Origin of the sequence: Streptomyces sp. NPDC051776 (genome assembly GCF_040681345.1) — a bacterium.
Taxonomy (GTDB): Bacteria; Actinomycetota; Actinomycetes; order Streptomycetales; family Streptomycetaceae; genus Streptomyces.
This window is the reverse complement of record NZ_JBFAYQ010000038.1, coordinates 34,753-47,784: the sequence shown is the minus strand read 5'-3', so window position 1 is coordinate 47,784 and position 13,032 is coordinate 34,753. Positions and strand designations below refer to the sequence as shown.

Genomic DNA, 13,032 nt, shown 5'->3' with positions numbered 1-13,032 from the left:
GCGGTTCTCCCGTCACGCTCCCGGGCGCCGCACCGGGTTCCGTCCACGGCCGCGCAATGAACGCGTGCCGCGGCCCGGGGCGCGGGCGCCACACGGGAGCTATGTCTCACTCGCCGGAGCCGTGTGGCCGGCCCCGGCGAAAGTCTGCTGTCTCGGTGCGCCGGCCGGACCCGGGTGGCTCCCTGGTGCATCGGCGGCGCATCGACGGGTCCTACGCGGAACCTTCCGGCGCTCCCTCGCTAAAGGGCGGTGCCCCCGTCGCGGCGGTCAGCCCGGCGGCCGTGGGTGGGGCGGCCATGGCTGCCTCGCGGTCGGGTGCGAGCGGGTCGGTCACCGTGCCGGACTCCGCATCGAGCGGCCCCTGCGCCAGCCTGGTCACCGCAGCGGGGACCGGCGGCGCCAGGTCGGCCGTGGCTCGGAGGCCGGACAGGACGTCGTCGGGTCGTACGGCTGGTGTCGAATGCCGGACGACCAGCCGCAGTATCGCACAGGCCCCCTCCTCGGGCCTATCAGCCGCCCCTTCGACCGCCTCGAGATCGACGACCGCAGCACGGGCGTCGAAGGTGCGCATCCCGTTTTTCGTCCGCCGCTCGACCTCGACGGCCTCCGCGGCGAGGAAGCTCGCCACGGCCCGCTGGGCCTCCGGGGTCCCGACCCCGTCGAGCCGCAGCTCCCAGACCGACGCCTCCAGACGGTCGGGCAGGCCGGGCGTCCGCGCCTCGACGGCCTCGATGACGTCGAGACCGGCGGGCAGCGACTCTTCCAGCAGCACGCGCAACGTCTCGGGGTCTCGCGGCTCGGTGAGGGCGATCTCCAGGTACTCCCCCTCGCTGCCCGTGCCGGTGGGTGCGGCATTGGCGTAGGACACCTTGGGGTGCGGGGTGAAGCCCGCCGAATAGGCCATCGGCACCTCGGCGCGGCGCAGGGCCCGCTCGAAAGCGCGCTGGAAGTCGCGGTGACTGGTGAACCGGAGGCGGCCGCGCTTGGTGTAGCGCAATCGGATGCGCTGCACCGCGGGTGCGGGCGGAGGGCCTTCGGGCTGTCGCTTGCCCAGTGTCGTTCAGTCCTTCGTCGGAGCGGTCTTACTGCTGCCTAGAGTACGTGCCCCGGCGCCCAGGGGTTCCCGGCGGGGCTTGCCGAACAGCAGCCGCCCGGCCTCCGCACGCGTCTGCCGGACCGTCAGCCACGCGGCCGCCACCGCCTGGCGCACACTCCGGCGCGCCTCACGCACGGCACGGCGCGCCGGGCGCCACAGCTGGTCGCGCACGACATGCCCGACCGGCGTCAGCACCGCGCGGTACACCCGGCGGGCGAGCTCGGCGAAGATCCGGACGAAGATCCACCGGAAGAGCGTCGCGAGAAACCGCCACACGGCACGTGAGATGTACGCCGCCACCCTCCAGGCATGGCGCAGGGACTCGCCGATCTCCCGCCCGACGATGGCGATGCCGTGCCCGAGAGGCCTCAGCACCCAGCGCCGGACCGCCACGAGCGGAACGACGATCAGGGTCCGGCCCAGCCACACCAGCGCATGACCCAGCGGTGTCAGCACATACCGGTGGAGTGCGACGGCGGGCACCACGATCGCGTAGCGGCCGAGCGCGGCCAGGGCGATGCCGGCACCGCACACGACTGCTGCCGCACCCGAGCGCAGCGTGCGGCCGAGCCGCACGAGGGCGTGGCCGAGGGGTGTGAGCACATGGGCGTACAGCGCGGAGGCGGGGATCGCGACGAGGTGGCGGCCCAGCCACACGAGGGCGGTGCCGATGGCGCGGCCGACGGGAGCGAGGACGTACCGGTGGAGGGCGACCCACGGCAGGACGAAGAGGGCCCTCGCCAGCCGGGCCAGGCCGGCCCCCAGGCCGCGGCCCGCCGGGACCATCAGCCGGTGCCAGAACCAGGCGAGCGGCGCCGCGACCAGGGTCCGGCCGGCCCAGGCCAGGGCCCGGCCGACCGCACCGCACGGAAGGACGATCAGCGTGGTCCACACCCGGGCGAGCGCCCGGCCGACCGCGCCGAACGGGACGAGGATCAGCGTGCGCCCCAGCCACCCCAGCCCGCGGGCGAGGCGTCGCAGCACCGTACGCTCCAGCGCCTTGCCGCACGCGGCGAGCGCATCCCACACCAGACGTACGGGCACCACGACGACCAGGGCGAAGATCCGTACGGGCATGCGGATGGCCACGGTCAGACAGCCTTCGGCGGGCGCGGAACGGTCGGGCAGTTGCTCGGCCGGCCGCTCGGCCCCGGTGCTCCCACCGTGCCCGACCAGTGACACCGGCCCGTCGTCCATGCCGCTCCCAGGCTCCCCGTGGTGTTCCGTCACCTACGCACACGCACGGGTGACGCCGCTCGGTTGCACGACGGCCCGGTCGCCTCCCTGCCCGGGTGGGCGGACGGGCCGTCGGAGCTTCTCGGACCTATTTCACGACCGTCAGCGGCAGGAGCTTCTTGCCGGTCGGGCCGATCTGGATGTCGAGGTCGAGCTGCGGACACACCCCGCAGTCGAAGCACGGCGTCCAGCGGCAGTCCTCGACCTCGGTCTCGTCGAGCGCGTCCTGCCAGTCCTCCCAGAGCCAGTCCTTGTCCAGGCCCGAATCCAGGTGGTCCCAGGGCAGGACCTCCTCGTAGGCACGCTCGCGGGTCGTGTACCAGTCGACGTCCACGCCGTACTCCGGCAGCGTCTTCCCGGCGCACTCCATCCAGCGGTCGTAGGAGAAGTGCTCGCGCCAGCCGTCGAAACGGCCGCCGTCCTCGTACACCGCCCGGATGACCGCGCCGACGCGCCGGTCGCCGCGGGAGAGCAGACCCTCGACGATGCCGGGCTTTCCGTCGTGGTAGCGGAAGCCGATGGAGCGGCCGTACTTCTTGTCGCCGCGGATCTTGTCGCGGAGCTTCTCCAGACGCGCGTCGGTGCCCTCGGCGGAGAGCTGCGGCGCCCACTGGAACGGCGTGTGCGGCTTGGGCACGAAGCCGCCGATGGACACCGTGCAGCGGATGTCGTTCTTGCCGGAGACCTCGCGGCCCTTGGCGATGACCTTGATTGCCATGTCGGCGATCTGCAGGACGTCCTCGTCGGTTTCGGTCGGCAGACCGCACATGAAGTACAGCTTCACCTGGCGCCAGCCGTTGCCGTACGCCGTGGCAACGGTCCTGATCAGGTCCTCCTCCGAGACCATCTTGTTGATGACCTTGCGAATGCGCTCGGAACCGCCCTCGGGGGCGAAGGTGAGGCCGGACCTGCGGCCGTTGCGGGTCAACTCGTTGGCCAGGTCGATGTTGAAGGCGTCCACCCGGGTCGACGGGAGGGACAGGCCGATCTTGTCCTCCTCGTAACGATCGGCCAGGCCCTTGGCGATGTCGCCGATCTCGCTGTGGTCCGCGGAGGAGAGCGAGAGGAGGCCGACCTCCTCGAAGCCGGTGTTCCTCAGGCCCTTGTCGACCATCTCTCCGATGCCGGTGATGCTGCGCTCCCGCACCGGGCGGGTGATCATGCCCGCCTGGCAGAAGCGGCAGCCGCGGGTGCAGCCGCGGAAGATCTCCACGGACATCCGCTCGTGCACGGTCTCTGCGAGGGGGACCAGCGGCTGCTTGGGGTAGGGCCACTCGTCGAGGTCCATGACGGTGTGCTTGGAGACGCGCCACGGCACACCGGAACGGTTCGGTACGACACGGGAGATCCGGCCGTCGGCCAGGTACTCCACGTCGTAGAACTTCGGCACGTAGACGCTGCCGGTCCTCGCGAGACGGAACAGCAGCTCGTCCCGGCCGCCGGGGCGGCCCTCGCTCTTCCAGGCGCGGATGATCTCGGTGATCTCGAGGACGGCCTGCTCGCCGTCGCCGATGACGGCGCAGTCGATGAAGTCCGCGATCGGCTCGGGGTTGAAGGCGGCGTGGCCGCCGGCCATCACGACCGGGTGGTCATCGGTACGGTCCCTGGCCTCCATGGGGATGCCGGAGAGCTCGAGGGCGGTCAGCAGGTTGGTGTAGCCGAGCTCGGTCGCGAAGGAGACGCCGAGGACGTCGAAGGCGCTGACGGGGCGGTGGGAGTCCACGGTGAACTGCGGGACCCCGTGCTCGCGCATGAGTTCCTCGAGGTCCGGCCAGACGCTGTACGTCCGCTCGGCGAGGACGTCCTCGCGCTCGTTGAGCACCTCGTAGAGGATCATGACGCCCTGGTTGGGCAGCCCGACCTCGTACGCGTCGGGGTACATGAGCGCCCAGCGCACATCGCAGGCGTCCCAGTCCTTGACGGTGGAGTTGAGCTCTCCTCCGACGTACTGGATGGGCTTCTGGACGTGCGGGAGAAGCGCTTCCAGGCGTGGGAAGACCGACTCGACAGGCATCACTGTGTCTCTCGTGAGCGGGCGGGGGTGACCATCCAGCGTACCGTGTGCGGCTGGAGCGCCCGGAGGCCGCATGATCGGCTCCGAAGCCGCGATCGGCGGCACTGCCGCGTCGGCTTCGGCGGCGCGAGCGGGGCCCGGGCGAGCGGACCGGCGCCACCCGCGCCAAGGGGGCACTAGCTCCGCAGCGCCGAGAGCAGCTTCTTGCGGGACGCCTCGCCCCAGGCCCGGGGCATCTCGGCCTCGCGTGCGGCTGCCTGCGCCTCCTCGTGCCCGTACAGCAGCCCGAAGGTGAATGAACTCTCATGGGCGTTCCGGGCCTCGTCCGCAAGCTCGAGTAGGGCCGTGCGGGCGACCACACTGTCCTGGTGATCGCCGAGGGCGTCCTGGAGTGCCTTCATCTGCTGCACGAGGCGATTCGCCGGCTCGCCCAGGGCGGGCCGGGCGGCTTCGGCGGCGTACCGCGCGCGCTTGGCCGCCTTGCGGGCCTCGTGCACGGCGACGTCCCGGTCGCGGCCGTGCGGCGTGGCGAAGGCGACGTCCACACGGCGCGCGAGGCGGGCGAAGTCGCGCAGCACGGCGCGGGGCAGTACGGCGCGTGCGGGGCGCCGGGCGGCGCTGTGCAGCGGGGGGTCGACGAGCAGCGCGTGAAGGGCCTCGAGGAGGTCGAGGTAGCGCGCGCTGTCGAGGGTTTCGATGACATGGTGCCGGGATCCGCGGCGGCGGGCGTCGGACCAGGTGCGGAGTCGGCCGCGGACGGGACCGATGATCAGGTGGCCCGGGAGTTCGGCCAGCCGCTGGTGGAGGCGTGCGGTGAGGACCTCGCGGTCCCGGTCGACCCCCAGCTCGGCGGCGAGCCATTTCAGCTCGTCACTGATCGGGTCGGTCACCTCGCGGTCGACGATCTTGCCGAACGACTTGAAGGCGCTGCGCAGGCGGCGGGAGGCGACGCGCATGCGATGGACGGAGTCGGGCTGGTCGCGGCGTACCGCGGGGTCGAGCTCGACGATGGCGTCGACCTGGGCGCGGAGGTATTGGAGGACGTGGTCCCCGGCCGTGGTCCCGGCGACGGGTGCCACTCCCCCGGCGGCATCGGCGGTCGCGGCCGGGGTTTCCGCGCTGCCCTCGCCCGCATTGCCTTTCCCTTTGCCTTTGCCTTTGCCTTTGCCCTTGCCTTTGCCTTTCCCTCTGCCTTTGCCTTTGCCCGCCTTGGCCTCGCCGTCGCCCCTCTTGCCTTTGCCCCCGCCCGCCTCACCGGTCTTGCCGGGCGTCTCCGCCTCGCCGCCCTCCTCTGCCCCTGCCGCGCCCTCTGCGCCCTCCGTGCCCTGCTCGCGCGTCTCCGCCAACGCGCGGGCCAGTTTCGAGGGCGCCTGTGCGCGCCGTACCCCGGCCTTTACGAGGGCCCGTTCGACGGCGTCGAGAAGCTTCCGGTCGGCGCCCTCCGACAGCTCCACCTCGACCTCGGTCCACGCGACGGTCCGCGGCGCCCTCCCCTCGCGGCCGTTCAGCCGCTCCGCGGTGACCTCGTCGATGCTCGCCTCCGCCACCAGCCGCCCCTCGGCGTCGACGAGATGGCGTACGTCTCGCTCTGACCGCAGCCGGACGACCGGCACGACCGGGGAGTTCCTGACCCGGGACCGTACGAGTCCCGCCAGTTCGTCCGGCAGACGGGCGGAGAGCGGTGCGCGGATCTCCTCGCGCACATCCGTGGCGACCGGCAGTTTGAGATGCCAGCCCTCGTCACTGCCGCCGGTTCGGCGGCGCAGGGTGATGCCGGCCGCCGCGAGCCGCTCGTCCTCGGTGTCGTAGTAGATCGCGTCGAGGCCGGTCACGCCCTTGTCGACGACGGCCGCCACCCCGGGGACAGCGGTCAGGTCGGGCAGTCCGCTCTCGGGGGCGTCGTATTTGCGCTCGATCTCGCGTGACTGATCCGCCATGAACTGAATCTACCGGCCCTGTCCGGCTCACGACATCCCCGCATGACGTGGCCTAGGCGGAGACCGGCCGCTGCATCTTGATCGACTGCAGCAGCCCGATGGCGATCCAGACGGCGAACATCGAGGTACCGCCGTACGAGACGAAGGGCAGCGGAAGCCCCGCGACCGGCATGATGCCCAGCGTCATCCCGATGTTCTCGAAGGCCTGGAAGGCGAACCAGGCGATGATCCCGGCGGCCACCACCGTGCCGTACAGCTCGGTGGTGTCCCGGGCGATGCGGCAGGCACGCCAGAGGACGATTCCCAGCAGCAGAATGATCAGTCCCGCACCGAGGAAGCCGAGCTCCTCCCCCGCGACGGTGAAGATGAAGTCGGTCTGCTGCTCGGGCACGAACTGGCCCGTGGTCTGGTGGCCGTTGAAGAGACCGGTCCCGGTCAGGCCGCCCGAACCGATGGCGATCCGCGCCTGGTTGGTGTTGTAGCCGACGCCTGCGGGGTCGAGTTCGGGGTTGGCGAAGGCGGCGAAGCGGTTGAGCTGGTAGTCGTCGAGCAGTCCGAACTGCCAGACCGCTACGGCGCCGGTGGCTCCGATCGCCACGAGTCCGATGACCCAGCGGTTGGAGGCGCCCGAGGCCAGCAGGATGCCGAGCACCATCACCACGATGACCATCACCGAGCCCAGGTCCGGCATCAGCATGATGATCCCGATGGGCAGCGCGGCCAGGGCGAGCGCCTGGACGACCGTACGGTGATCGGGGTGGACGCGGTCTCCCGCGTCCACCCGGGCCGCCAGCAGCATCGCCATCCCGAGGATGATCGTGATCTTGGCGAATTCGGAGGGCTGGAGGGAGAAGCCGCCGCCGATCTGGATCCAGGCGTGGGAGCCGTTGATGGTCGAACCGAGCGGGGTGAGGACGGCGGTGGTCAGCAGGACGGAGATGCCGTACAGGACGGGCACGGCGCCGCGCAGCGTCCGGTGCCCGAGCCAGATCGTGCCGATCATGAGGGCGATCCCGATGCCGGTGTTCAGCACGTGGCGGAACAGGAAGTAGTACGGGTCGCCCTGGTTGAGCTCGGTGCGGTTGCGCGTCGCCGACCAGATCAGCAAGGAGCCGAGACCGGAGAGCATCAGCGCGGAGCCGAGCATCATCCAGTCCATGCGCCGGACCATGGAGTCGCGCGCGGTGAGCTTGCCCCACAGGCCGAGTTCGGGCCGGTAGCGGCTGATGGAGAAGCTGCTGCTACCGGCCACTAGCCCCTCCGCCTGGTGAGTGCGGCTGCCAGCTCGACGGGGGTCGCCGACTCCGAGGGCTTGGCGGGCGCGTAGGGCTCGGCGGGCTTGGCCTCGATCGTGCCGTCCTTCTCGATCTTCGGCAGACTCGCCTGGGGCTTGGACAGCAGGGCGCGCTTCTTGTCGATACCGCCCTTCTCGTCGACCCCGTAGAGGGCGTTGTAGATGTTGCGCACCGCGGGACCGGAGGCGCCGGAGCCGGTGCCGCCCTGGGAGATCGTCATCACGATCGCGTAGTCCTTGGTGTAGGTGGCGAACCAGGACGTGGTCTGCTTGCCGTAGACCTCGGCCGTACCGGTCTTGGCGTGCATCTCGATCTTGTCCTGGGGCCAGCCGCCGAACCGCCAGGCCGCGGTACCGCGGGTGGCGACGCCGGCGAGCGCGTTGTCCATCAGCGCCAGGTTCTTCTTCGAAACCGGCAGTTTGCCGTGCGACTTGGGCTTGATGTCCTGCACGTGCTTGCCGTCGGGGCTGATGACGGCCTTGCCGACGGTCGGGTTGTAGAGCGTGCCGCCGTTGGCGATGGCCGAGTAAATGGTCGCCATCTGGATCGGGGTGACGAGGGTGTCGCCCTGGCCGATGGAGTAGTTGATCGAGTCGTACGCGTGGAGCTTGAAGCCCTCGAGGCAGCTCTCCCGCGCGAAGACGGTGTCGAAGTCCTTCTTGTCCTTGGCCTTCTTGGCCTGTGCGCACCAGCCGTCCTTGTTGGCCTTCCAGAAGTCCTTCTTCCACTGGCGGTCCGGGACGCGGCCCTTGACCTCGTTGGGGAGGTCGATGCCGGTCTCGGCGCCCAGGCCGAACTGGTGGGCGGTCTTGTAGAACCAGTCCTTGGCGCTCTTCTTCGGCTTGAGGCCGCCGTCCTTCCTCCACTGCTCGTGCGCCAGCCGGTAGAAGACGGTGTCGCAGGAGACCTCGAGCGCCCGGCCGAGGCTGATCGCGCCGTGGCTCTGCGACTCGAAGTTCTTGAAGACCTGGCCGCCGATGCTGTACGCGCTCGTGCAGGGGTAGCCGCCGTTGAACTCGTAACCGGCGTTGAGCGAGGCCGCGGTGGAGATGACCTTGAAGATCGAGCCCGGGGCTGCCTGGCCCTGGATGGCCCGGTTGAGCAGCGGGTAGTTGGAGGACTTGCTGGTGAGCCGCTTGTAGTCCTTGGCGTCGATACCGCCGACCCAGGCGTTGGGGTCGTAGTCCGGGTTGGAGGCCATCGCCACCACACGTCCGGTCTTCGCCTCCATGACGACCATGGCACCCGCATCCGCCTCGTACGGGCGGCCGGTGTTGCGGTCGACCTGCTTGCGCGCCTCCTTCATAGCGTTGTCCAGTTCCTTCTCCGCCAGCGACTGGACGCGGGCATCGATGCTGGTGACGACGGACGAACCGGCCTTGCCCTTGTCGCTCTTGGTCTGGCCGATGACGCGACCGAGGTTGTCCACCTCGTAGCGGGTGACACCGGCGTTGCCCCGGAGGTACTTGTCGTAGGCGCGCTCGAGTCCGGAGCGGCCGATCTGGTCGGAGCGCAGGAACGGGGAGTCGGTGTCCTTGGCCTCCTCGATCTCCTCGTCGGTGACGGGCGAGAGGTAGCCCAGGACCTGGGCGGTGTTGGCCTTCACCGGCGACGGGTAGCGGCGTACGGCGGTGGGTTCGGCGGTGATGCCGGGGAAGTCCTCCGCGCGCTCCCGGATCTGGAGGGCCTGCTGGGTGGTGGTCTCGTCGGTGATGGGGATGGGCTGGTATGGGGAGCCGTTCCAACAGGGCTGCGGGGTCTTGGAATCGCAGAGCCTGACCTTCTGGGCGACGTCCTTGGGCGACATGTCGAGGACGTCGGCGAGCTTGGCGAGTACGGCCTTGCCGTCGTCCTTCATCTTCAGCAGGTCTGTGCGGTTCGCGGAGACGACCAGGCGGGTCTCGTTGTCGGCGAGCGGTACGCCGCGGGCGTCGAGGATGGAGCCGCGGACCGCGGGCTGGACGACCTGCTGGACGTGGTTGCTCTTGGCCTCCTGCGCGTACTCGTCGCCGTTGCGGATCTGGAGGTACCAGAGGCGGCCGCCGAGGGTGAACAGCAGGGAGAACACCAGGATCTGGATGGCGATCAGCCGGATCGTGACCCGCGAGGTACGACCGGTCTCCGGGATGTTGCTCACCTTGCCCCCTCCGGTTTCTCCGTCCTGGGTCCGGCCGGCCGCGTCGCCGCCGCCCGGCCCCGTGTCCCTCCGGTGACTTCGGAATTCACAGCCGCTTGGCCCCCTTGATGCGCGCCGGCTTGATGCGTGCCGGCTTGATGCGCCCGCTCCGCTGGCGTGACCGGTAGGGCTTGCCGAGCAGGCCACCGCGGCCCGAACGTGTACCCAGCAGGCTGTCGGCGGTTGCGAAGCCCCGCAGGGCGTGGTCGCTTCCTCCGGCGGGGCCGCTCGTGGTCTCGGCCATGGGGTCGTTCTCGGCTCTCCTCGCGAGCCACATGACGCCGGGCACGACGAAGGGGGCGAGCAGCAGGTCGTAGAGCGAGGCGGTGAGGATCAGGTTCGTGACGCCGACCTGCCGGGCGGCGGTGTCGCCGACGAGCGCGCCCACGCCCGCGTACATCAGCGTGGTGCCGATGGCGGCGCCGACGACGACCAGCAGAGGGCCGGTGGCCGAACGGACGCGTCCCGTATCGGGCTTGGCGAGACCGGCGAGATAGCCGGTCACGCAGAGCACGAGGGCGTACCGGCCCACGGCGTGGTCGGCCGGTGGTGCGAGGTCGGAGAGCAGACCGGCGCCGAAGCCGATGACGCAGCCGGCGGTGTGGCCGTAGACCAGGGCCAGGGCCAGGACGATGAGCAGCATCAGATCGGGGACAGCGCCCGGCAGATGGAGCCGGGCGAGCACCGACACCTGGACGACGAGCGCGACGACCACGAGCGAGGTGGAGAGCAGGATCCTGTTGAGGCGCATGATCAGCTCCTGGTCGGGCTCGGCTCGGGCGTGGCTCCGCCGCCCGCGGGCGTGGCCGCGTCGTCATCCGACGGAGGGCTCGCCGCGCCGGAGGGGTCGGCGGAGCCCCCGGCCGACGGGCTGACGGTGACGGTCACCGTGGGCGTCGGCTTCGTCTTGGGCGGCGGGGGCAGGACGGCGTCACGCGGATCCTTGCGCGGCGGCTGGACGACGATGCCGACGATGTCGAGCTTGGTGAAGCCGACGAAGGGGCGGACCTGCAGGGTGCGGGTGAGGTCGCCGTTGGACGGGTCGACGCGGACGACCTCGCCCACGGGGACGCCGGGCACGAACGGTCTGTCGGCGCGCGACCCGAAGGTGACCATGCGGTCGCCCTTCTTCACCTTGGCCTTGCCGTTGAGGAGTTGGACGCGCAGCGGCCGGTCGCCCTGGCCGGTGGCGAAGCCCAGTTCTGCGGACTTCTCCATGCGCGTACCGACGGTGAAGTCGGGGTCGTTGGCGAGCAGAACGGTCGCGGTGGACACGGACACGGTGGTGACGCGGCCGACCAGGCCGTCACCGTTGAGCACGGTCATGTCGCGCTCGATGCCGTCGTCGGAGCCCGCGTCGATGGTGACGGTCCAGGAGAAACCCTGCGCGGCTCCTATGGCGATGACCTCCGCGCCCTTGATGCCGTACCGGCCGGCGCCGGCGGTCTTCAGCATCTTGTCCAGCTCGGCGGCGCGGCCCCTGGTCCGGTCGTCGCTGCCCAGCTTCGCCTTCAGGGCGGCGTTCTCACGCTCCAGTTCGGCGAGCCGGCCGTGCCGCTCGCCGGAGTCGCGCACCGCCCCGATGGCGTTGCCGATCGGGTTGATCGCCGAGGCGACACCGTTCTCCACCGGCCCGAAGGCCGAGGCCGCGGCACGCCGCGCGCTGTCGAGCGGGGAGTTCTCGCCACCGCGGATGTCCACCGTGATCAGGGCGAACGCGATGGCGATCAGCAGCACCAGGAGCAACCGGCTCTCTCGTGTGTCCCTCACGTGCGGCGGCCGTGCCTTCCTCGTCGGATGCGGGTGTTGCGGGTGTCCTGCATTGTCCGGGAATCGTCAGCACATGTCTGCCATACGGACGCTGCTGTTCTTCTGCTCGGTGAACGGTGGACCGCGCGGAAGGCGTCACCCGCGCGTGGAGCTTCCTCACTCGAAGGTGGGAAGGGGGTTCGGTCGCTCCGTCATCTGCGGGGCTGGGCGTCCAGCACCTGCTGGAGCGCCTCGAACTCCTCCACGCACTTACCGGAGCCGAGGGCCACGGAGTCCAGCGGGTCCTCGGCGATATGGATGGGCATGCCGGTCTCGCGGCGCAGCCGCTCGTCCAGGCCGCGCAGCAGTGCACCGCCGCCGGTGAGCACGATGCCGCGGTCCATCACGTCGCCGGAGAGTTCCGGCGGGCACTTGTCGAGCGTGGTCTTCACCGCGTCGACGATGGCGTTGAGCGGCTCCTCCATGGCCTTGCGGATCTCGGCACTGGAGATGACCACGGTCTTCGGCAGGCCGCTGACCAGGTCGCGGCCGCGGATCTCGGTGTGCTCGTCCTCTTCGCTGTCGAAGGCCGAGCCAATCGTGATCTTGATGCTCTCCGCGGTCCGCTCACCGAGCAGGAGGCTGTACTCCTTCTTGATGTGCTGGATGATCGCGTTGTCCAGCTCGTCGCCCGCCACGCGGATCGACTGCGCGGTGACGATGCCGCCGAGCGAGATCACGGCGACCTCGGTGGTGCCGCCGCCGATGTCCACCACCATGTTGCCGGTGGCCTCGTGCACCGGAAGTCCGGAGCCGATCGCGGCGGCCATGGGCTCCTCGATGATGTGCACCTGGCGCGCGCCGGCCTGCGTGGAGGCCTCGATGACCGCGCGGCGCTCGACTCCGGTGATCCCGGAAGGAACACACACGACGACCCGAGGACGGGCGAGATAACGGCGTTTATGGATCTTCAGAATGAAATACCGGAGCATCCGCTCGGTGATCTCGAAGTCGGCGATGACGCCGTCTTTGAGAGGGCGGACCGCGACGATGTTGCCGGGGGTGCGGCCGATCATCTTCTTCGCTTCCGCGCCGACCGCCAGGATGCCGCCGGTGTTCGTGTTGATGGCGACGACGGATGGCTCGTTGAGGACGATCCCGCGACCCCTGACGTACACCAGCGTGTTGGCGGTGCCGAGGTCGACAGCCATGTCACGGCCGATGAACGACATATTGTTCCCCATGAGGATACGTCTGGCCTTCCCAGCTGGAGCGAGTGTGTGTAGGTCGGCGAGGTGAACGCTTGAAGTGGCGTGGGTCCATCGTAGTCACGCCGGGATCGAGCGCGCTGCGAGGGCTACTCCGCCATTGTCGGCGGAACACGCGCCTACCCCCGTATTGGTGACGTCGTGTCGGAGTGACAGGTTCCCCGATATGCCCAGCATATGCCAAGGGGCGACCGCGGAAATTCGGTCGCCCCAGGTCACAAGGCGGAAACGACTGACGTGCCGTCAGGGGAAAATCGGGAA

General features: G+C 70.0%; 9 protein-coding genes. All 9 read right to left on the bottom strand.

The features are described from left to right. Positions 1-211 precede the first annotated feature (211 nt). The 9 genes from AB0M26_RS24625 to AB0M26_RS24585 all read right to left on the bottom strand — a co-directional run bounded on the left by AB0M26_RS24625 (position 212) and on the right by AB0M26_RS24585 (position 12,735). Positions 212-1,012 (bottom strand): TIGR03936 family radical SAM-associated protein, encoded by an 801-nt coding sequence (locus tag AB0M26_RS24625; RefSeq protein ID WP_365263997.1) that lies wholly within the window; start codon positions 1,010-1,012, stop codon positions 212-214. A gap of 48 nt (positions 1,013-1,060) precedes the next feature. Further along, positions 1,061-2,293 (bottom strand): hypothetical protein, encoded by a 1,233-nt coding sequence (locus AB0M26_RS24620; protein ID WP_365263996.1) that lies wholly within the window; start codon positions 2,291-2,293, stop codon positions 1,061-1,063. A gap of 127 nt (positions 2,294-2,420) precedes the next feature. Next, positions 2,421-4,346 (bottom strand): TIGR03960 family B12-binding radical SAM protein, encoded by a 1,926-nt coding sequence (locus tag AB0M26_RS24615; RefSeq protein ID WP_365263995.1) that lies wholly within the window; start codon positions 4,344-4,346, stop codon positions 2,421-2,423. Between the two features lie 176 nt (positions 4,347-4,522). Next, positions 4,523-6,283 (bottom strand): CYTH and CHAD domain-containing protein, encoded by a 1,761-nt coding sequence (locus tag AB0M26_RS24610; RefSeq protein ID WP_365263994.1) that lies wholly within the window; start codon positions 6,281-6,283, stop codon positions 4,523-4,525. 52 nt (positions 6,284-6,335) lie between these two features. Continuing rightward, entirely contained in the window at positions 6,336-7,535 is a 1,200-nt protein-coding gene (gene rodA, locus AB0M26_RS24605) for a rod shape-determining protein RodA (RefSeq protein WP_365263993.1), read from the bottom strand. After that, positions 7,535-9,715 (bottom strand): penicillin-binding protein 2, encoded by a 2,181-nt coding sequence (gene mrdA / locus AB0M26_RS24600; protein ID WP_365263992.1) that lies wholly within the window; start codon positions 9,713-9,715, stop codon positions 7,535-7,537. Before mrdA ends, rodA begins: the two co-directional genes overlap by 1 nt. 85 nt (positions 9,716-9,800) lie before the next feature. After that, the gene (gene mreD, locus AB0M26_RS24595; protein ID WP_365263991.1) at positions 9,801-10,505 is read right to left on the bottom strand and encodes a rod shape-determining protein MreD; all 705 of its coding nucleotides are present in this window, start codon (positions 10,503-10,505) and stop codon (positions 9,801-9,803) included. A 2-nt stretch (positions 10,506-10,507) separates the two neighbouring features. Further along, positions 10,508-11,524 carry a rod shape-determining protein MreC gene (gene mreC, locus AB0M26_RS24590; RefSeq protein WP_365263990.1) on the bottom strand — a complete coding sequence of 339 codons (1,017 nt, stop codon included), beginning with the start codon at positions 11,522-11,524 and terminating at the stop codon, positions 10,508-10,510. Between the two features lie 191 nt (positions 11,525-11,715). Further along, complete coding sequence (locus tag AB0M26_RS24585; protein ID WP_360850470.1) at positions 11,716-12,735, bottom strand: rod shape-determining protein; 1,020 nt, start codon at positions 12,733-12,735, stop codon at positions 11,716-11,718. Between the last annotated feature and the right edge of the window lie 297 nt (positions 12,736-13,032).

Coding starts and splice junctions, on each gene's coding strand:
- AB0M26_RS24615 (WP_365263995.1), bottom strand. CDS start 4,346: ATGCCTGTCGAGTCGGTCTTCCCACGCCTGGAAGCGCTTCTCCCGCAC.
- mreD (WP_365263991.1), bottom strand. CDS start 10,505: ATGCGCCTCAACAGGATCCTGCTCTCCACCTCGCTCGTGGTCGTCGCG.
- AB0M26_RS24585 (WP_360850470.1), bottom strand. CDS start 12,735: ATGTCGTTCATCGGCCGTGACATGGCTGTCGACCTCGGCACCGCCAAC.
- AB0M26_RS24620 (WP_365263996.1), bottom strand. CDS start 2,293: ATGGACGACGGGCCGGTGTCACTGGTCGGGCACGGTGGGAGCACCGGG.
- AB0M26_RS24610 (WP_365263994.1), bottom strand. CDS start 6,283: ATGGCGGATCAGTCACGCGAGATCGAGCGCAAATACGACGCCCCCGAG.